This is a genomic window from Bacillus sp. FSL R7-0672 (assembly GCF_038601465.1).
GTDB lineage: Bacteria > Bacillota > Bacilli > Bacillales > Bacillaceae > Bacillus > Bacillus pumilus.
Map to the genome: position 1 here is coordinate 2,358,980 of NZ_CP152010.1, position 21,301 is coordinate 2,380,280.

Genomic DNA, 21,301 nt, shown 5'->3' on the forward strand with positions numbered 1-21,301 from the left:
TCAGTGTTCGTGTTTATATTTACAATGAATAACCTTATCTTCAAATACATAGAACATGTAGATATATGTAAAATTTATTATTTAGTTTTATAATTTCGAATAAGTTCTTTTCTAAAATCATCAGGAAGTTTTTGATTCGGAAATACAACTGAAATCCAATCTAATACAATCTCATCTAAAGTTCTCCACGTTTTTAACAATTGTTTATTCATCTGTTCTAATTGATGAATCGCTAATACTCCTATCTCATAACCTCTTTCGCCATAAATGATCCATTTTGCAGAAGGGGAAACCCATATCACACGTGAAGCAATATCCATCATGCTATCATTTACACTCTCTATCGGATAATCCGTTAAGAGATCAAGGTAATCACTTGGCGTGAGGTTTAATGGGATTTTCACCCAAGGATAATAACCAAAATCACGATAATAATCATCCATGCTCTTCTGCTCATCTAATACAGCCATGAGTATATAGTCATCATGATGATTCAAAGCTAAACCTTTTAACATTTCCCAGCTATCATCTGATAACAACCAATGGAATTCTTCGAATAAATAATGAGGGGGGTTCGTTTTCAACACTTGATCAGGGAATGTTTTTGTACTGTGAACGAGCGAATGAACAAACAATAAAACATGTTCAAGTTCTTTTGGATCGGATATAAACAAATGTTTCACTTTACGCTCCTTTCATATCTTCGGATGGGTCTATCATCAGTCATTAATACTCCATTTCACCGCTTTAACATGACGCATAATGAGATAGCATTTGAGTGAAATAGTCATCGAATATTTTTTGATCCTTCAATAATCCTTCAAGCCAATTTGCTAAAACAGGGTGATTCAGTGGTTTCCAGCCTTCTTTTAATAACCTATTTTGCACAGAATCTTTTGTTGATACCATCCCAATGATACAAATTTCCATATCTCTATCTGCCCAAATCGCCCACTGCAAAGAATGCGATAACCAGATCACTATGTATGAATTCGTTATGATATCATCCGCTATTGACTCTTTTGGGTGCGTCCATAGTGCATTTACATAATCCTCACCTGTAATATCCACACTCGCTTTCAGCCAATTATAATACCCAAATTCCTTCAAATAATATTCGGCTGGATCTGGTTGAAGGACTGCAGTCAAAAATTCTCTATCTTGTGTAACAGCTGATAACTCTTTTATGGTTGGTAAAATATCATCACTCAATGCCCAATCAAACTCTTGAAACAAAAAACAATCAAATGTCTTCCGGAAGACTTGTTGTGGCAGCATCTTATTTGTGTCAAACACATGGTCTACTAAATTCTTATAGAATTTGAATTCTTTTTCTGAACGAATAAATAAGTCTTCAAGCCGTTTCAAACAACTACCTCCACTCTTGTCGAACTAGTAATTTTTTAATTCTTCCTCTATATCTTCTTTTAATGTTTGAATTTCAATTGACACCGAATCATTTCGATTATAGAAAATGGACGGATTGATTCCATCTGCTATCATTCCCGGCAGCCACTCTTCTATAAAATCGTCTAAATCAATCATTTCTGGCATAGATTTTCCCCATGGTTCAATCGAACAATAAGCGGCATGCTCCTTTGTCGGCCAAAAATGAAGCTGCGTTACACCATATTCATCCTCTGACATCACCCATCCCTTCTCGTTTCTTAATGACCAAACCTCTTCAAAATCAACAATCTTTTTGATGAAATAGTCATAACGTTTTTTCGCAGGTAATTGGATGGTGGTTTCTAATTCTTTCGGATGCATGGACAAGCGTCACTCCTTTTATTTAGATTGAGCCTTAGCCATAAGAATATAGCAAGCTGATATATAGGAACTATTGGTACTTTTCTATCCAGTCATTCAAATCATCTGCACAATGCAAGTAAGAATGAGGTGAATCTTTCAAATCAATTCCACTCAAAAGAATCAACATATCCCAAACTTGATCATCGGCTATTTCTGGATCGTCTGCAGAAATGTAAATTTCAGCCCAATCAGATACTTGTTCTCTGGTAATCGTCCCCTCTAAGACTTTTCGTATTTTATTTAAACAGTCTAGCATTTTTAGTTCGTCCATTAATTACATCATTCCTTACTCAACACTCACTTCACGTTGTAAACTGCCTATATTTCATATTTGATAATATCCTCCATTGACATACCTTTAAAATATAAAGAAAGAATGCTTTTAATAGTGTATTCGCTAAGTATACCAATCGGGTTAAATATCATTTTAGCCGTTGTTGAATCAGCAATCTCTAAGTCCATAACAGGTGCAATGGAACCTTCTTTTCCCTCGCTCACGTAATAATTTCCATCTCGGTATTCCACGAATTTCAGATTTTGTAGATCCTCTTCTTTTATAAAATCTTGATTTATTTTTGTGATGACTTTCCATGAACCATTTAAAAAGCCTGTCAAACCTGAATTTGCAACAAATAATCCATTCTCTTTTTTCATCAATTGTTTTAACTCACTTTTTTCTATTCTTTCATCAACAAACAAATCATAGTATTGGATTAAAATATCATCATATTGATTTTTTCCCTCACCTGAAATGATTAAAGCGTAGCTCATTTTTCCAATGTCCTCTAATGGGAGTTCAATAATAGCTCCTGGTTCTATTTTAGATAAAGTTTTTGCTTTTTTAGTTGTTACTTTAATATCCGTTACTTCTTTCTCATTTAAATCATCAAAATAGTGACTGCCTCCATTGTTTAAGACCGTCAGGATGGTCAAAAGCATCTCATCAATCGTTGGCTTTCTCTCCAAATGTTCCTCAGTCATTTCATAAAATTGTTCGATCGCTTCTTCAAAAATATCTAGTCCGTCATCACCAATCATGATGTTCTTTTTCTTATGTTCTTCTTCCCAAAAGCCCATTTAGAATACACTCCTTATATATTGCGTTCTTTATTTCATCAAGTGTTATGTATGCTATTCTCATTTCGCTATATCACGATAAACGTATACTTGTATAAACTGTTTTATTTGCACGTTTGAAAAGTGCCACTTCATGATCCGTTAACCATTTAAGCTCTCTCAGATGATAAGAAATTTCTTCTAAGTAGGTATCGGTTTCAGCAATTAATTTTTTATCTAAGATATTTCGTTTATTATCTTCAACTACAAGATAAAGAGTAAACTGATTTAAATCTAATTCGATAAGTGGGTAAGCTTTCTTTTTTTATCGGGACTTAGTTTTGTTTTCCCTTTAATCTCCGCTTTATATTCCTTCTCTTTCATTTTCTTAAATGTCGCTTTGACTAGCTGACTGTCCCATTTTTTTAGTTCAAACAGATAGAGCAGCCCATTTTCCAAAGTCTCTGCTAAGATTTTTTTCTTATTTATTGCATTTTCAAATTCACTGTAACAAAAGGGTACTTCTAGCTCATACGTATTTTTTAAAAATAACATGTTAGGTTCTTCTTTTGAGGTACTAATTAATTTGTAGTCTTTAAAAGATCCACATATCAAAATAATAGCTTCACAATTTTTCTTTTGGATTCTTTTACCTAATTCCCATAAAAACATTTCTGTCACACAAAGGGATTGGCTAGCTAAAATTCCACGATCGTCGTCTGACATTAATTGTATATTTTTCAAATACACTTCTTATAAGCCTCCTAATAAAATTTTAATCACCTTGGCCTTGAATGTTTGCTTATATTATTCCTTTGCTTTCTTTACTGCAAATGCTCTACTTTATATTGTTCCCATTGAAGCACCATTTCTCTTCCTTTTAGACCGGTTGAAAAAATCCTAGCTGCTTAGAAATTGAAGAATTTCTGTTGCTTCTTCATAAAGTTCATCAATTAATGGTAAAATCATTCCCCACAAATCTGCTTCATTTTCAAATTCTATTAAATATCCTTTTTTGCTCACGAGATTATTGGATACACAAATCCAAATATCAAGATGGTCTATACAATAACCTTGATCACCTTCTTCACCATCATGAAACTCTTCGTCACTTAGGTAATCTACTGAAAAATATATGGATGAATGATATCCTTCTGTAAAACAATCTGAGACTTGAATTTCTCTCCCTCTACATTTTTTTCCATATACGAATCGTCCAAATTCAGCATTGATCGTAAACCTAAATCTTTAAATTTTGCTTGTTTTTCTTTCACTAGATTCAGTGCGATATTTGATATCTCTTTTTCGATATCTGCGATAGATTCTTTGGTCAGCGTGTTTAATTTAACTTTCTTCAACTTTTCCTCCAGTATAAAACCCTCCCTAATTCCTAGAGAGGGTTTTAAATTTAATACTAAAAGTAATTCATGACATTCTTACTACTAAATTAATTTACTTCTATATAGCTTATTTTCTACCAAAATATAAAGATATTCTCCAACTACTTTGTAAGTAGGATCACACTGTGAGGGATCAATTCCATCTAAAAATAATTTCATAATAAACATTTCATCGTCAACTATTTTAAAAGCATACTGTTTATTTTCCATATTATTAAATAACAAGATTTGACTCTCAGAAACATATAGTTGGTCACAGTACCTGTATTCTTTTCTATCTAGGTGGTACATTTTCTTTTTTTGACATGACTGATTTTCAGGGTTTAAATCGTAAGAAAAAGTTGAAATAACAATTGTTTGCTCTTCTTCATAGCTAGTGTATAGTTCTGAACCTAGAGTTTGTATTGAAGAGCATTCATACATTATCCCTTTAAATTCTTCCTCAAATAACATTTCTCCTATAATTAAGTTAATACAGTAAATTCCTTTACCCTTAGGATTTAATTCATCAAATATCCCCTCTTCTGACATACCAATCCATAATAATCCATTTTCATCCAGATGAAATGTATTAACACCTAGTAAAAATGAACATATTTCTACCATATTATTTTGTTTTAAATCTAAAAAATTTATTTTACATATATAATCTTGTTCAAACACAATGACAATGGTATCGTTTATTTCTTGTATTAAATAAATATAGCTATCAGAATCAAGTTCATTTAATGATTTATTCATTATAATAATATGATCCTTGACTACTTGAAGTATTAGTTGATCATCAATAAGAAATACCTTATATATTTTCTCATCTCTTCCAACATTAAAATAAATTAGATCTTCTTTTGGAAAATCAATTACTTTCTCTGTAGTTATTTTACTTATCAATAATCTCAACTCCTAATATGGAAAGCTTGTTCTTAAAGTACCATCTTTTTGGACTACCACTCTAACTCTCTTTGTTTTTTTTCCTTTCCCATTGACACCAACATATTTTTTATAAGTTTTCTCATAAACTGTTGAGCCAGGTTTATTCCCAGCTCTAGCCTTTCCCGTCTTCAAGGTATCCCGTGTAGTTCTTTTTAATGTTTTATTACTTCTAAATTTTCCCTTATTTTTCTTTTTAGATTTTGCAGAGTGACCTGATTTGATATGGTCCCAATCAACACTCTTTACTTTTCGTTTTCCGCTACTTTTCGTAAAATTATAAGCCCTTTTCGCTCCCTTTAATTTTCCACCACCCAAAAATCCTGATACGGTTGCAGCCGCCACGCCTTTCCAATTTTTTCCTGATTTATGTGCTTTGTATCCATCATATGCCGCAAATCCTGCATTGACAACAAACCATACCCAATGGCCGTCTGGGTCCACATTCATGACTGGGTTGTTGTTTCCATAGGTATATCCGTTTTGATCTAGTGAATCTCCATCGCTTCCTGGGTCTGGGTCAAGTGATAAGAATACGCCGTTTTTTGGTTCATAGTATCGGGCGATTAAATAGTAAAGTCCTGTTTCTTCGTCGAAGCGGTAACCAGCATAGCGATATGGGTTTCCTTTTACTTCTTCATCTTCTTTTACTTTTGTTGGAACGCCCCATGTATCGTATTCGTACTCAGCGGCGATTTTTCCTGCACTATTTGTGATGGCTATGACATCACCGTGTGCATTGTAGTGATAGAAATATTTTTTCTCGTTTTGTGTGAATGCAAGGAGTTGTCCACTGTCACCGTATGTGTATAATTTTGTGACTTTGTTGTCTCCATCTGTTTCATATAAAACATTCAGGCTGTCGCCGTCATAAAAGTAATTGGTGACTTTTCCATTCACTGTTTTTTGAATTCTGTATCCACGCTCATCATATTTGTAAGTGACAAGTGGCTTGTCTTCGCCTTTTTTCGTGATGGCCGTTATGTTATCTTCTGCATCCCATTCATAAAGGAATTGTCCGTCAGACGTTCGGTTGCCATTTTTGTCATAAGTTAAAGTCTCATCATTTACCTTTGTCAGTTGGTTCATGATGTTGAATGATGCGTTGATTGTTTTTTTAGTGCCATTTTTTTCAGTCGTAACTGTTTTTCTGTTTCCAAACCCATCATATGTGTACTCAATGACCGTGCCATCTGGATGACTTTCTTTGATCAATTGATCTAATTTTCCATATTCATAACGAATCTTCCCGTTGCTTCCTTGATCAACCGTTATTCTGTTTCCATTTTGATCATATTCGTAAGCTTCGTTTAAGATCGTCGTGCCTTGGCTTGTTCCAATGTGCAAATCATTGATTAAGTTGCGCTCATCATAAGCAAAGCTAGCACCACTGCCGTTACCTGTAATAAAGGACTGGACATTTCCGTTTTCATCATAATCAAACGAATACGTAGAACTCGAATCCTTCATCTGCGTCATTTGATCAAGCTTATTATAACTGAATTGGTTCGTTCCTTTTTGATTTCCGTGTGTCCACTCAAAGTATTTCAGTTTATCTGAATTGGTTGGATACGTCCAAGTTTGGCTGCTGCTGCGCTCCGTTAACTTTGTGATGCGGTTTTGTTGGTCGAACGTTCTGTTTTTGGTTGTGTTTTGTTCTTTGTTGACAACCGTTGTTTCGTTCCCGTTTTTATCATAGCTAAAGTGATATTTTTCTGTCCCATTGTATGACTTGGATTTCACTCGGTCTGTTCCATCATACGTGAGAGACACTTCATGTCCATTAGCAGAAATGGTTTTGATTAAGTTGCTATTCGCATCATATTCACTTTTTAACACATTTCCTAATGGATCAATGGTTTTTGTCAATTTGCCCATAAGGTCGTATTCAAATTGATACGTCTGATCTGACTCTGCACGAATGGTTTTCGACTGTTCATTGCCCTCTTTATCATACGTTCTCACAATGGATGTCCCGTTAGACAAAGTGATTTTCTTCAGCTGATCAGCCTGGTCATATTCGAATGTTGTTTTTTCGCCTTTCGCGTCGGTTTCAGAAAGCTTTTTGCCCGTTTCGTCGTAGGTAGATTGAGATGAGTAACCAAGCTCATCCTCTTCTTTAACAGCATAGTTCCCTTTCTCGTCGTAAGTGGTTTTCGTTAAAAGACTACCTTCTACTAGACGGATATCATCAAACCAAACCGTTCCAGTCGCGCTTTTTTGGAAAACAATCTGAACGTCGACTTTTTTCAATGGTTTTGTTTTTGGTATGACAACCGCTGCTCGGTTCCACTCTTGTGTACCGGTTGGGAATTTCGCATTAAACGTTCCTGTTGTGCCATCTGTATACGTGACGGACGCTTGAAGTGAGTAATCATTTTCATTTGAGGCTTTGACACTTTCAGCCTTAGACATCCCAGTCAATGTGACATACACAGATTGATCATTCGCACTTTGTTCAATCGGTACAGATTGTTTATAGATGGCATTTGCTTGAGTTGAAGAGGTTCTTGTCATTTTTAACGAAACGTCATCGTTAAAGCCTTCTTCATTATCTAATGAACCACCTGACCCACTCCAGCTTGTTGTTTTATCCGTAAAGGAATTATTTTTTACTGGATTATAACTTGATGAAACTTCGCCTTTTTCTAGCTGAATCTCATCGAACCAAGCTTTTCCTTTTCCAGCCTTATCTCGATGATCCACTTCCATATAGATCACAGCTTTGCCTGCATGAGATGGCGTCGTAAACGTGACTTGGCGTTTTGTCCAATCGTTTTTGCCTGATAATGTGCTGTAGCCATTGCTGATCCATTGAATTCGCTTATTATTTGTATCTCTTAAATCAATGTTAAAAAATGCTCTTGCTTTCGTTAGCTCTGTCTTTATTTTTCCACTCAGTGTATACGTCGTATTTGGCTCTAGTATTACTTCTTGAGTAGCAGAAGAATAGCCAAGTTCGGTTCCTTCCGTTGTGGATTGTGAACTGATCTCTAACACTCGATTACCAGATAACACACCACTTTTTCCAGCTGTTTGCGCTAATTTCCCGTCATCCTTAGATGCTGTAAGCTTCCAGCCAGTTAGCGTATCTTCAAAACTGCCATTTTTCAATATACTCGCACCTGCAGCAAGTTCTTTACTCGTTTGTACCAAATTCCCGTACGAGTCATAAATGCTTGCTGAAGACATATTTCCACTTTGATCTGTCTCAGATACAGCATCTAATCCATCGTAGGCGATATCTGTAATATCCCCTTCTGTATCTTTCACTTTAGTGACATCATTATTTTTGTTATACTCGTAGGTTTCTGTCCCGTAAGCATCTTTCGCCTGAATGACGTTGCCATTTTTGTCATACGAATAGCTTTCTGTAGTTTTTCCTTTTTCTACATCATTGGGGTCAGTTTCTTCTACGATTTGGTTTCCTTCATATTTCGTTTTAGTCGTAATTTTAAGCCCTTCCGCATCATCTACAACTTGAATCGGGTTGGCTGCTTCGTTATACGTATACTGTATTTTCCGGCCGTTTGGCTGCGTCAGCATGAGTGTCTTTTTAGATAAATCATATGCGTACTCAAAGGTTTCTTTTTTTGCATTGATCGCTTTGACTAAACGGTGATTTTCATATTGGTATTCTGTAAAAACAGGCTGATCTTCTGTGCTGTTTTGAGAGAATTGTTTAATCAATCTGCCTTCTTTGTCGTATTCATATGAGATACTCGTTCCATCTGAATCAATGACTTTCATTAGGAAGCCTGCATCATACTTATATGAAAGCTTTTTTCCTTTTGGTGCTTGAACCGAGATGATATGACCATCTTCATCATATTCCATTGTTATTTTTCGGCCAGATGCATCTTCTATTGATGTGAGCTGATTGTTTTCGTTATATTTGTATGTCGTTGTATTTTTATGTCCATCTACAACCTTGGTGATTTTCCCACCGTTTTTACTAAAGTGCGCAAAGGTTTGATCCTTCGTTTTTAACATGTATTCATCTTTTGATTCCGTTAATTCAAGGAAAATACCTGTTGGTGGTTGATACGTACCATCTGCTTTTTTTGTAAAAACATGAGTTGTGGCATCCTCATCAATATAGATGGCCCCTTCTTTTGTTGGCGTGATGCTTGTTTCTACATCTGCGTACCACCCTTGACCAAACAGATGGTCAGCTGCATCTAAACTGTTGTAGGTGCGAGCAATTCCAAGTCCCGGTCCTCTTCCATCAATCGACATTTCTTCTTCACTGACAATGACATTACCAGTTGCACCATTAAGCTGACCGTCTGGTATATCAATAATCGACCAGTAATCCTCTGTTCCAAGAAATTCGGCCCCTTCATGGAATGTCGGGTTAAAGGCTGGTGTCGGAATGGTTTCTCCATTTGCATCGTAGGCGGAAAGGGTAAAGGAGTAGTTCTTGCGTCCTTTATAATTTCCATTCGCATTTTCATATACTGGTGATGGGTCTAGCGCTAATTCTCCGCCCTTTCCATCTGTATGAAGCACATATTTCCCACTTTTAACTTCAGTAGGAGTCGGCCAAATATTCTTGTTTTGTGTTGTCCAGTGATCGACATCACCCACATCAAATGATTGATATGCCTTACCATTATAGATGTTAATTTTATATCCTTTTGCATTTTTCACTTTGTCCCAATGTAAATTGAAATAACCTGTTTGGCTCTCTTTTGTATTGGTATAAGCATATCCAGATAAAGCTTTCGGTCTAGATAAATCAGGTAAAGTTGGTCCAGCTGGCGGTGAAGCAATAGCTTCTCCATCTTTATTGTAGGCAATCACTCTGAAGGAATAATGTTTTTGAGCCGCATCTCCTCCAGCATTTTTGTAAGTCGCACCAGGATGAATTGGAAGCTCCGCCCCTTTGCCATCTTTGAGGTGCAATGCATATTTACCTGCTTTGATCTCAGCAACTGTCGGCCATACTTTTTTCCCTTTTGTTGACCATGATGTTTGATTCCCAAGATCCAATGTCTCGTAGCTTTTCCCATTAAACATTTGTAATTTATAACCGGTCGCACCGGAAACTGAATTCCAAGAAAGATCAAAGTAACCTGTTGCGTTGTTATTATTGAAGCCTTTTGTACTAGGTGCTTTCGCTCTAGCTACATTTGGCACGACAGGTTTTACTTTTGCTGACATTGCGCCTTCACCTTGGTCAAAAATTGCACTTACAGCTACCCAATAATTTTTACTTGTCGCATAATTGCCGCCTGAGTTTTTGTAAACTGGAGAAGGATCAACTGCTAATTCAGTGCCACCTTTTCCATCTAAATGAAGTTTATATTTTTTAGCTGCAATCTCGCTTGCTGTCGGCCATATATTTTTTCCTTTTGTACTCCATGATGCTACATTTCCAACTGAAATGGCTTCATACTCTTTTCCGTTATATAGCCATACTTTATAGCCTTTAGCACCAGACACCTTTTTCCAACTTAAATTGAAGTAACCTGTTCCATTTCCATTACTAAAACCTTTTACAGTTGGTGCATTTGCCTGTGGAATGGTATACGTTACTTCAATGACTGGTTTTTTGGTTGAGTTTGTTGATGAGATCAGTTTTTTCCAATGGTCTTGTTTATTTCCATTCGCATGTAATTTAAATCCATAGTTGGCTGTCCCACTATTCCAAGCTTTGATGGTCGATGTCACATCATAGCTCGCCCATTGTCCTTTATATACATTGGCTTTGCCGATGTTTTTGGAGCTTGGTTTATTGTTCCATGTTAGTTTTGTATGGTCATAGTTGGCATTCACTGTATCCAGCCAAAGACCAGTAGCCTTCGTCCCGTAATATGAATGAGCAACATATGTTTTAAGCGTCGCTTTTGTTACATTCATATTTTGAATCGGCTTGAATGAATTAAACTTCATAAACGCATAGTTTGTACCAGTTGTTTTATCGTAATAACCTGTTTTGAGTACATAACTTTTAAGTTTAGCATCCCATTTTTGCGTAGAGGATGAATAATTTGTTGTTGGGTACTTACTCATGATAAATGTGTCTGCTGACACAGATAAAGAAGTCGAAGGATCGATAGACACAGGATAAACTCGTTCAGGATCTTTGAGCCATTTTTCATCTGCTGTCACACGAAGTAAATAACCATCGTCTTCTTTTTCTAGTTTAAAGCTCACATCTTCTGAGCGAGCCACTTCACCTGACTTTTCATCTAAATTAGAATCCGTCATAAACGGTTTAGGGACTTGAAAAATGGTCCGTTTTTTCTGATCATAAAATGTAATAGAACCGTCTTCCTCAATTTCCCCAGTTAGATCAGTCTTTATTTTAAATGTAAATGAATTGTAGCCATCATATTGATTGAGTACAATATCTTCTTTGTTGTTTTCATTAAAGGTAAATGATCGTAAATCTATATTTGGAAATACCTCTTCATATGTAAGCTCGTTGGTGTTCTCTTTAAATTGTGCAGAGGTATCTTTGGAATTGATTTCTGATTTGTTTTTCCCTGAAGCGTTTAAAATTGAAAATTCAATTTGATGCTTCTTGTGTTCAAATGTTGCATATAGTCCTTGTTTCATTTGCTTTTGAAAAGTTGTTTCTAATTTCGCATTTTCTGTTTCTATTTCTTTTTTCGAGATCGTCTTTAATTCTGGAGAGATGTCCTCCCACTCAGCATCTGGAGCCTCTTTTATATGAATAGGATCAGGATAAACCTCTTGTGTAAATACACCCTCTCCTTCATAAAAAAGCTTGCTGTTTTCTGTTCTTTCTGAAAGAACTTCTCCATCCTTTCCAATTTCATTTTCGTCAATACCTGCCATTTCCAGAGCTTTTGAATTATCTAATTCTTCTAAGCTGTTATGACTTGATTTTGTATTTTTGTCATGTCCTTCTGCAAAAATATCAGTAGGAAACATTGATAAAATCATCACAAACGCTAGTAGTGCTGCAATATTTCTTTTCCAATTTACTTTTCTTTTTAGGTTCATATTAATCTCCTTATCATATATTTGTAACATTTGTAACATTACGCCATATATAATAATACATTCAAAATGATACTTCAATATATTTCTATAAATATATCATTCTTTCAAACTAAACCATATATCATCAACTTATCAATATATCCCCTTTTTCACATAAAAAAAGCACCCTAAACGGATGCTTCAATCAAATGATATTTTTTCAAAATGCGATAGGTGATGTCTTTTGCTTCTATTCCGGTGCCTTCGATATTTGTGGCGAAGATGTAGGTTTTGTTTTCATGTTTGATAAAGCCTACGTACCAGCCGATGCCTGAGCCGGAGCCTGTTTTTCCGTAAAGGGTGGCGTGTTTCTCTTCTTCTTGTACCATCATTCGTTTGACTGTTCTCATGGTCTTTAGGTCAAATGGAAGAGTTTCTTCATATAGTTGTTTGAGGAAACGAACTTGTTCGATAGGAGAAATTCGCAGGGTACTGCTTAACCAAAATTGATCGATTCCGCCAGATATGTCTTCGTTCCCATAATGAATGGCTTTCACCCAACGAGTCATTCGTTCTTCTCCAATGTCACGCGCCATGGCTTGATAGTACCAGACGACTGAATCTCTCATCCCAGATCCTAATGTATGATCCCTATTCCAGCTGTCAATTTCTCTTTTTACACCATCCCAATATTTGATGTCGTATTCATCTCTCACTGCGCCCGTTTGGAGTCCGATTAAGGCATTTGCTACCTTAAATGTCGATTGGGGCGCAAAGCGCTCTTTCGCTCTTTTTTTGTTATACACCCAAGGGGACTTTTCTTTTACTTCTTGAATCACAAACGTGCCTTCCCGATTTTTAAAGAATTCATCTACTGACCACGCTGGTGATCTTGCTTCAGTTGATGACGACTGGCTGATACAAAGTGCCATCAGCACGATGCCAGAAAACAACCATTTTATATACTTTTTCTTCAAGACAACCGCTCCTTTTCTCATGATTGCCATGATTGTAGCATGCTTAAGCGATGGGACATAAGGTACGCTTGTCCTCTTTTCTTTCAAATAAAAAAAGCCGGTTTATATCCGGCTTTTTGCTGTATATTAGCTCTCTTTTTTCTCTTGAATGGCCTGCTTCGCGATTTTTGATATCGTCATATCGTCCATTGGCGGGTTATGGAGCCCGGCACGAATATCTCGATAGTAACGCTGCAGTGGACAGTCTAGACTTAAGCTTTTCGCGCCGACTAAACGCATAGCTTTATCGACAACTTGCAAACTATGATTAACGACGGTATGCTTCACAGCACCAAATTCATTGATTAACAGCTCTCTTTTCTCTGGTTTTTCATACAATGTGGTCGTTGAGTAGATAACGTGGCGTGCTTGTTTTAATAGTAAGTCAATTTCACCAATCAGTGTTTGGACATTTGGCAGGTCACTAATTGTGCCGTTGATGCTATTCGGTGAATGGGTGATGGCATATTGAACAGCATAGTCTCTTGCTGCTTGTGCAATGCCTAAATAGCAGGACGGAATATGTGCAATCCAAGGATTTAGCATACCACCCCGCGGCCCTTTTTGTACCTCAACAAGCATGTCATCTGAAACCTTCACCTGATCTAAGATTAAATCATGACTTTCAGTTCCTCTCATGCCCACAACATTCCACGTTTCTTCTATTGAAACACCTTCTGTGTCTCGATGAATTAAGAAGAATCCCATCGCCTCTTTTTCCTCGATCCATACGCCGACTAAAAAGTATGTAAGTGCTGGTGACATCGTTGTGAAAATTTTACGTCCATTGATGATCCACTCATTACCTGATCTAGTGGCTGTTGTCCCAGGCTTCCCGCCTCTTGTTGGACTGCCTGTCTGCGCCTCGCTCACGGCACGGTTGACAAGGGCGCCCTTCTTCACTTCTTCCGCAAAGAATTGTAGCTGCTGCTCATTCCATTGTTTCTTTTCGTAAATTTCGCCTACAACCCCTTGGTGCCAGCCGATTGATAAGGCAGTCGCTCCGTCCATACTGCCAAGCGTCTCTTGAAACAGAACCATATCCTTCACAGATTGACCTCCGCCTCCGTATTCAGCAGGAAGAGACAACGTTGTATAGCCCATCTCTATTAATGATTCAATATTTTTTTCAGGAAAATAAGCGCCTTCATCATGTTCTTTTGCCGTTTGTTCGATCGTTTCACGAAGAGATTCTAGTTGATTGAGCCATGTTTTTTGAAAATCGGTATCGACAAATAATGCTTTAGACAAAACGTATCCAACTCCTCTATATCTCACAATCTATCATATCTGATTTTTCCAATCGGAATAAATAAAACACACTTTACTTATAGGATTTAATGTGTTAAATTTTATCAATATTAAGTACATATGTCAAAGGAACGTGATGCTTTTATGATTTCAGCTACTAATCTACATAAATCTTATGGGCAGACCCATGTGTTAAAAGGCATTGATTTCACCGTACAAGAAGGTGAAGTGGTCGCCATTATTGGACCGAGCGGATCAGGAAAAACAACACTTCTTCGCAGCTTAAACAGCCTCGATATTCCAGACAAAGGAGAGCTGACGGTTGGTGAAGCCACGATCCAATTTGAACGATATCATAAAAAAGATCTGCTAAAACTCAGGCAGCAATCCTCTATGGTGTTTCAGCATTATCACTTGTTTCAGAATAAACGAGCACTTGAAAATATTACAGAAGGATTGATCGTGTCTCAAAACATGTCTAAAAAAGAAGCAGAAAAGGTCGGAGAGCAATTTTTAACGCGGATTGGACTGCTTCATAAAAAGGATGCATTTCCGAGTGAATTATCCGGTGGTCAGCAGCAACGAATTGGCATAGCCCGTGCACTTGCGATGACCCCTTCAGTGCTTTTGTTTGATGAACCTACGTCGGCACTGGACCCAGAGATGGTAGGAGAAATTCTTGAAATGATCAAAGATATTGCGAGCCAAGGGATGACAATGGTCATTGTGACGCATGAAATTTCTTTTGCAAAGGACGTGGCGGATACGGTGATCTTTATGGCAGATGGCGAAATCGTTGAAAAAGGCTCACCAGAAGACGTCCTATTGAAGCCACAGCATGAACGAACGAAACAATTTTTATCAAGAATTCATCGCGGCATGTGGCAAGAATCGGAGAAAGACAAATGAAACAAAAGACAGTATTCATGATGGCCGGTGTCCTTCTGTTTCTTCTCTCTCTGCTGGGCTGCAGCAGTGTGAAAACCACGACAGATGATGGTAGAAAAATTGTAAAAGTCGCACTGAGTGCAGAGGTCAATCCACCCTTTTTAGCAACAAATGACCGAAACGAACCGATTGGCTATAACATTGATTATTTAAATGAAATGGAAAAAAGACTTCCTCACGTACATTTTGATTACATTTTTGGCGAGGAAGAATCCAATTTAATTGGTGTAGGCGCAGGGAAGTTTGAAATGGCGGCTAATTGGTTTTTTAGTAATCCTGAACGTGAAAAGCGTTTCCTTTACCCTAAGGTCCCGTATGGTTATTCGATGACAGGTTTAATTGTGAATGAATCAGACAAGGAGATTCGATCGCTTGATGACATGACATCTAAAAAGCTGGCTCCTGTCAGCCCTAGCGGAGGCTTGCGTTCGATTTTAAATCAATATAATAAAGAACATGATCCGGATATTCCGCTGACGACTATTGAGAGCCCTTCAAATGAACTTAACTTAAAGCGCGTTGAAAGCGGACGGTCCGATGCAGCATTTATGAACATTTCAACCTTTGATACCATTCAAAAGCATTTAAACCTAAAGGTCAAAGTTGGCGGCATTGTGTCAAAGGAGCCTATCTATCTTGTCTTACAGCCAAGCGAGAAGCAGCTTGCAGAAGATTTGGACCGGATCACCCAAGAGATGATTGATGATGGAACACTGCCTAAGCTGGCGAAAAAGTGGTTTGGGGTTGATTTCTTTCAAGATATTGATGACATCTCAGAGCAAGGCGATCAAAATGAAGAAAGGAAGGAAGCGTCATGACGTTTACAGCTGGAGATTGGCTGCGCATTTTTTTACAGGTGCTTGAACGCCTGCCACTCACTTTTTTCATTATTATCGTGTCATTGTTTTTTGCCATCATCATCGGCTTGCTATTTGCATGTATTCGTATCAAACAAATCCCAGTACTGAAGCAATTGGCTGTTATTTATTTATCTTTTACACGGAGTACGCCTTTAATTGTTCAGCTTTTCTTGATTTATTTTGGCCTGCCTCAGCTTTTGCTTGTGGCAGGGATTCAAATCAATCATTGGGATCGTGTGCTATTTGTAATGATGACGTTTTCTTTACATACGGGCGCTTATTTATCTGAAGTCTTTCGCAGTGCGTATTCATCTGTCGGGAAGGATCAGCTCGAGGCCGCCTACATTGTTGGGATGACAGATACACAGGCGTTGATTAGGATCATTATCCCGCAGGCCTTCCTCATTGCACTGCCGAACCTCGGAAATTACACCATTGATCTCGTGAAAGACACAGCGATTGCCTTTACAATCGGGCTCATTGATATCATGGGACAGGTGAAGATCATCTTAGGAAATAACTACGGAATCGGTATGTTTGAGGTGTATGTGATCATTGCGATTGTGTATTGGCTCATTTGTATGAGTATTGAACTGATCACCATGCTGCTTGAAAGGAAATTTGTAAAAGGCCGCACCAGCCTGTCACGTTAAGGAGGCAATTTTGATGCAAACCATTGATATTCCATTTGCGATTGACCAAGTACCTCTTATTCTAAAAGGCGTTCCTTTTACTTTATTGATTGCACTCGTTTCCATGGCTGTAAGCCTAATGATTGGATCTGTTTTTGCTTTCATTCGTCTCTTTCGCATTCCTGTACTCAGGCAGCTTGTGACGCTTTATGTCTCCTTTTTTAGAGGAACACCTCTTATTGTTCAGTTGTTCGCTTTCTTTTATGGACTTCCTTTTGTTCTAACCAAAGTGAACGATACATTCGGGCTGACCTTTCATCCAGATATGGTCTCCCCATTAGCTGTTGCCCTTATGACATTCAGCCTCCATTCAGCCGCCCATTTAACAGAGGTTGTTCGGAGTGCACTTCTTGCGGTAGACAAAGGGCAGCTTGAAGCAGCAAAAATTGTGGGGATGACGACACGCCAAGCAATGATGCGCATTATTTTGCCACAGGCATTTGTGGTTGCCTTACCGAATCTAGGAAATCAGCTCATTCAGTTATTAAAAGCTACATCTCTTTCGTTTACAATTGGTGTACTTGAAATTATGGGTATTTCCCGGATTATTGCAAATGATGGCTATCAGTTTTTAGAAACATACCTCGTATCTGCGTTGATCTATTGGCTGCTGAGCATTTTCTTTGAACTCGCTTTTGCTTTATTAGAGAAACGAGTCAGCGTGTACGGAAGATCTCTTGGACGATAAAAAAGTCGATCAGGCACGAGAACCTGATCGACTTTTTTTGATCCATTTATTCACCTTTTTTAAGTATGTTAAAGGAAATTGTCCTGCTCTTTCCATTGATTGATCACTATGAATAAAAAAGAGAATGGCTTTTGCCATTCCCCTTCGTTGTCTTACTATTCAGCACTAACTAAAATTTTCACTTGATCTTTTTCATTGATTAATGCATGGAAACCATCTTCGATCACATCATCCAACTTGATTTTCTTTGTGACGAGCGTATCAGCAGAGAAATAGCCTTTTCTCATTAAGTTTAATACAGATGGGAATACGTCTCTGTAGCCGATAATTCCTTTGACTGTACGTTCTTTAATGACAATGTCATTTGGCATAATTTCTGCGCCTTTTTCCCAAATACTCACAATGACTGTTTCACCTGAAATTCTAGTTGATTGGATTGCTTGCTTCAATACAACAGGTACACCTGTCACTTCAAAAGAAACATCGACGCCACCGTTTGTACGGCGTGCAATTTCTTGAACAACATCTTCATATTGAGAAGGATCAACAATGATCGCTCCAAGCTCTTTCGCTTTTTCTTGGCGTTCTTTAGATAATTCTACTGCGTAAATATCAGTAGCACCAGCTGCTTTTAATGCTTCAATAACAAGCAAGCCAATTGGTCCGCAACCAAACACAGCCGCTGTATCGCCAGCTTGTACTTTACTAGAACGAACCGCATATAAAGCAACTGCTGAAGGTTCTACAAGTGCCCCTTGCTCATATGAAATTTCGTCTGGTAATAAATGAAGTAATTCTTCATCGACAGATACATATTCAGAGAATCCACCGCCGCCTCCGGCAAGTCCTAAAAAGCCCATGTTTTCATCTAAGTTGTAAGCACCTTGATGTCCGTGAGTTGCAAAAATAGGCTCAACAACCACTCGATCGCCTACTTTGTAATTGCTGACGTCTTCTCCTACTTCAACAACCTCACCAGAAAATTCATGTCCCAGTGTAATAGGAGCTTTTTCTTTTGTCAGTGGATGAGGTTCATTCACTGGAATGAAGATAGGTCCTCCTAGATATTCATGTAAATCACTACCACAAATGCCGCACCATTTTACTTTAAGTTTCACTTTTCCTGGAGCAACTTTTGGTTCATCAATTTCCTCTAGTCGAATGTCCTTTTGATCGTGCCAGCGTAGTGCTTTCATGTGTAAGACTCCTTTTCTCATCAATTTCATTAACTTACTTAAATAATCATAACATAATTTTTTTAATTTTCTAAGTAGGATGCACTATCTTTTTGCCAGTCAATGAACGAAAGATGACAAAACATAGCAATAAACAGACAAGAAGCATACATACACACCCGGTGACAACGGAGGTTCGGATTGATAAAACATGTGCAAGTCCACCAGAGACACCTGTCAGCATGATCGTCAGAATAGCTTCAATCAAAGCATAAAAACTGGCTACCCTCCCCATCACCTCTACCGGGATATTCGTTTGATAGAAAGTCATAAAACCTGTGTTCGCAAATGCTAAAAAGAATGCTAATATAAAAAATCCAACAGCGGCTGCAAACAATGTGCTGGAAAAAGCATAAATGAGATAGCCACATGCCACAAACAAACTGCCAATCCCTAGCATGATCGAAACAGGCAGCTTCTCCACAATCACCGAATTGAGACCTGCCCCTGCGATAATGCCTGCCCCAGCTATACTCACAAGAAGACCATATTGTGTATCAGTTAACAGCAACACTTCTTTTGCAAAGGCTGTTTCAAGAGAGTCAATGGCAGTAGGAAGTACCGTGATAGCGGCACTAAATAATAAATACACCGCCATAACTTGGCGTGATGTCAAACTAAACCGAAGAACAAGCTTCGCATCCTCTTTTAACATCGAAAGAGAAAAGCGCTTTTGGTCAGCATCTTGTTTGAGCAAATTCGGTAAGCACATCGTTAACAGAGCAGATACAAACAAGCAGATCGCATTTATATAAATTGAAAAAACAGGTGTACCGATTAAAAAAAGCAGACCTGCTGCAGCGGGTCCAAGTAAAAATCCACCCGATTGTAATAATGAGCGAATGGCATTAAACCGTTTTCGGTTATTCGCCGGGATCAATCCTGTCATATAGACCATCGAAGCTGGATGAAACATCGCTTGTGCCATTTGAATAAGAAACATCATCACATACAGGGTAAGCAGATGTCCTGAAAATAACACAAAGGGTATACATGCGATCAGGATAGCCCGGCTGATATCTAAGCTGATCATCACTTTCCGCTGATTCAGCCTGTCAATCAAACTGCCAGACCAGCTGTTTGTCAAAAGAGCCGCAGCCGGTCTCAGCATATAGACGGCTGTGACAGCCAGCACAGAGCCCGTTTCTTGAAAAATAAGCAGATGGAGAGCAATCATATAAATCCATTCTCCTATGTTCGCAATTCCGATGGCTCCAAGAAGCAAACTCATATCCCGCCAATGTTTTTTCATAGCTTTTCCCCCTATTTGTCATAAAAAAATCCCGCCCCCAAGACATTTCTGTCTTGAGGACGGGATTTACTCCGCGTTGCCACCTCAGTTTATTCATCTGTTGCCAGATGAACCTTAGCAGGTCATCATGAACCCATCTCTGTAACGGGAGAATGTCGCTGCACCACCATCCGAAGGAATCCGGTGAAGAGCTAAGAGGCTTGGTTCCATCATGCTGCCCGGCTCCTTCTCAGCTTCACGGAGTTCTCTGTGCGGGACGGCTCATGATGTACTCTTCTCTATTTGCGCTGTGTCTTTATTTCATCACGATCTTCAGCTGAATTGTTACATATTGTACAGCGCCTTGATCAAAGCGTCAATGTTTTTTTCGAGTTAATCAGCATAGATCATCTTTCTCGTCATGCCGCCATCAACGACTAAATCTGTGCCAGTCACAAATTGATTATCCTCATCGGTTAAATAAAAGCAAGCCTTCACAATATCCTTTGGCGTGCCGACTCGATTGGAAAGATGCTGCTTGTGGTCGATCTCTCGAAGATTCTCCTCATCCATCGTTTCAATCCATCCAGGTGAAATGCTATTCACCGTGATATGATCCGGACTAAAAGAAGCCGCTAAGGCATGAGTCAGCGCCGATATTCCACCTTTTGATGCAGCATATGCTTCTGTGTTTGGCTCTGACATGGTCGCTCGGGTGGATGAAATGTTCACAATAGAACCGCCTTTTGGATTCTCTTTTATATAACGTGCTGCTTCTCTTGCACATAAAAAAGTCCCTCTTAGGTTCGTCTGTAACACACGATCCCACTCATCAAGCGTTAATTCATAAGGCGATACTGTGCACATGACACCAGCATTATTAATGAGAATATCAATCGTTTTACAGCGCTCCGCCGCAAACGACATGAACTGCTGAATCTCCTTTTCTTGCCTCACATCCGTTTTCTTAAAATAAGCTTCTAATGATTCTTTTTTTAACTCTTCCTCCAAGCGCTTACCCTTCTCTTCATCTATATCCGCAAGCACCACTCGTGCTCCTTCTTTAGCATAGCCCCAGGCGATCATTTCACCAATTCCATTGGCTGCGCCTGTGATGATAACGGTTTTATTGTGAAATTTCATTGTTTATCCAACCCTTTCTCCATCAGATGTTGTCGTCTATCATACCACTCATATATAGACGATACCTAGCCACATGAAACAT

The 21,301-nt window shown here is 38.3% G+C and carries 18 protein-coding genes; 4 read left to right on the forward strand and 14 right to left on the reverse strand.

All coding sequences use genetic code 11. The features are described 5' to 3' along the window. Positions 1 to 77 precede the first annotated feature (77 nt). The 11 genes from MKY18_RS11960 to MKY18_RS12010 form a co-directional block, all read right to left on the reverse strand. The gene (locus tag MKY18_RS11960) at positions 78 to 683 is read right to left on the reverse strand and encodes a hypothetical protein (RefSeq protein ID WP_065098480.1); all 606 of its coding nucleotides are present in this window, start codon (positions 681 to 683) and stop codon (positions 78 to 80) included. A 64-nt stretch (positions 684 to 747) separates the two neighbouring features. Then, a complete protein-coding gene (locus MKY18_RS11965) occupies positions 748 to 1,368 on the reverse strand; it encodes a hypothetical protein (RefSeq protein WP_065098481.1) in 621 nt (206 codons plus the stop codon). 24 nt (positions 1,369 to 1,392) lie between these two features. After that, positions 1,393 to 1,770, reverse strand: a complete 378-nt coding sequence (locus MKY18_RS11970) for a DUF2750 domain-containing protein (RefSeq protein WP_065098482.1) — start codon at positions 1,768 to 1,770, stop codon at positions 1,393 to 1,395. A gap of 70 nt (positions 1,771 to 1,840) precedes the next feature. Next, positions 1,841 to 2,083: a DNA-binding protein gene (locus MKY18_RS11975; protein WP_065098483.1), complete on the reverse strand. Its 243-nt coding sequence runs from the start codon at positions 2,081 to 2,083 to the stop codon at positions 1,841 to 1,843. 47 nt (positions 2,084 to 2,130) lie between these two features. Next, complete coding sequence (locus MKY18_RS11980) at positions 2,131 to 2,889, reverse strand: hypothetical protein (RefSeq protein ID WP_065098484.1); 759 nt, start codon at positions 2,887 to 2,889, stop codon at positions 2,131 to 2,133. Positions 2,890 to 3,162: 273 nt separating this feature from the next. Then, a complete protein-coding gene (locus MKY18_RS11985; protein ID WP_260406754.1) occupies positions 3,163 to 3,618 on the reverse strand; it encodes a hypothetical protein in 456 nt (151 codons plus the stop codon). Between the two features lie 371 nt (positions 3,619 to 3,989). Continuing rightward, entirely contained in the window at positions 3,990 to 4,226 is a 237-nt protein-coding gene (locus MKY18_RS11990; RefSeq protein ID WP_223252819.1) for a hypothetical protein, read from the reverse strand. 84 nt (positions 4,227 to 4,310) lie between these two features. Next, on the reverse strand, positions 4,311 to 5,159 hold the full coding sequence (locus tag MKY18_RS11995; protein WP_065098486.1) for a hypothetical protein: 849 nt from the start codon (positions 5,157 to 5,159) through the stop codon (positions 4,311 to 4,313). A gap of 12 nt (positions 5,160 to 5,171) precedes the next feature. Beyond that, positions 5,172 to 12,176 carry a DNRLRE domain-containing protein gene (locus MKY18_RS12000; protein WP_065098487.1) on the reverse strand — a complete coding sequence of 2,335 codons (7,005 nt, stop codon included), beginning with the start codon at positions 12,174 to 12,176 and terminating at the stop codon, positions 5,172 to 5,174. A 167-nt stretch (positions 12,177 to 12,343) separates the two neighbouring features. Next, on the reverse strand, positions 12,344 to 13,132 hold the full coding sequence (gene blaBPU, locus MKY18_RS12005; protein WP_065098674.1) for a BPU family class D beta-lactamase: 789 nt from the start codon (positions 13,130 to 13,132) through the stop codon (positions 12,344 to 12,346). A gap of 126 nt (positions 13,133 to 13,258) precedes the next feature. Next, complete coding sequence (locus MKY18_RS12010) at positions 13,259 to 14,422, reverse strand: acyl-CoA dehydrogenase family protein (protein ID WP_065098488.1); 1,164 nt, start codon at positions 14,420 to 14,422, stop codon at positions 13,259 to 13,261. 120 nt (positions 14,423 to 14,542) lie between these two features. Here MKY18_RS12010 and MKY18_RS12015 point away from each other — a divergent pair, with 120 nt between their 5' ends. From MKY18_RS12015 to MKY18_RS12030, 4 genes are read left to right on the forward strand one after another with little or no spacing between them, the layout of a single operon-like run. Then, positions 14,543 to 15,331 carry an amino acid ABC transporter ATP-binding protein gene (locus MKY18_RS12015; RefSeq protein ID WP_081277176.1) on the forward strand — a complete coding sequence of 263 codons (789 nt, stop codon included), beginning with the start codon at positions 14,543 to 14,545 and terminating at the stop codon, positions 15,329 to 15,331. Beyond that, entirely contained in the window at positions 15,328 to 16,188 is an 861-nt protein-coding gene (locus MKY18_RS12020) for an amino acid ABC transporter substrate-binding protein (RefSeq protein ID WP_065098489.1), read from the forward strand. Before MKY18_RS12015 ends, MKY18_RS12020 begins: the two co-directional genes overlap by 4 nt. Further along, positions 16,185 to 16,883, forward strand: coding sequence for an amino acid ABC transporter permease (locus tag MKY18_RS12025; protein WP_003216763.1), 699 nt, complete (start codon positions 16,185 to 16,187; stop codon positions 16,881 to 16,883). Before MKY18_RS12020 ends, MKY18_RS12025 begins: the two co-directional genes overlap by 4 nt. 13 nt (positions 16,884 to 16,896) lie before the next feature. Beyond that, positions 16,897 to 17,610, forward strand: coding sequence for an amino acid ABC transporter permease (locus tag MKY18_RS12030; protein WP_065098490.1), 714 nt, complete (start codon positions 16,897 to 16,899; stop codon positions 17,608 to 17,610). A 155-nt stretch (positions 17,611 to 17,765) separates the two neighbouring features. Here the strand turns inward: MKY18_RS12030 and MKY18_RS12035 are convergent, their stop codons facing one another. The 3 genes from MKY18_RS12035 to MKY18_RS12045 form a co-directional block, all read right to left on the reverse strand. Next, positions 17,766 to 18,806 carry a 2,3-butanediol dehydrogenase gene (locus MKY18_RS12035; protein WP_003216411.1) on the reverse strand — a complete coding sequence of 347 codons (1,041 nt, stop codon included), beginning with the start codon at positions 18,804 to 18,806 and terminating at the stop codon, positions 17,766 to 17,768. Between the two features lie 70 nt (positions 18,807 to 18,876). Beyond that, positions 18,877 to 20,097, reverse strand: a complete 1,221-nt coding sequence (locus MKY18_RS12040; RefSeq protein ID WP_065098491.1) for an MFS transporter — start codon at positions 20,095 to 20,097, stop codon at positions 18,877 to 18,879. Positions 20,098 to 20,469: 372 nt separating this feature from the next. Beyond that, positions 20,470 to 21,219 carry an SDR family oxidoreductase gene (locus tag MKY18_RS12045; RefSeq protein WP_065098492.1) on the reverse strand — a complete coding sequence of 250 codons (750 nt, stop codon included), beginning with the start codon at positions 21,217 to 21,219 and terminating at the stop codon, positions 20,470 to 20,472. Positions 21,220 to 21,301: the final 82 nt, after the last annotated feature.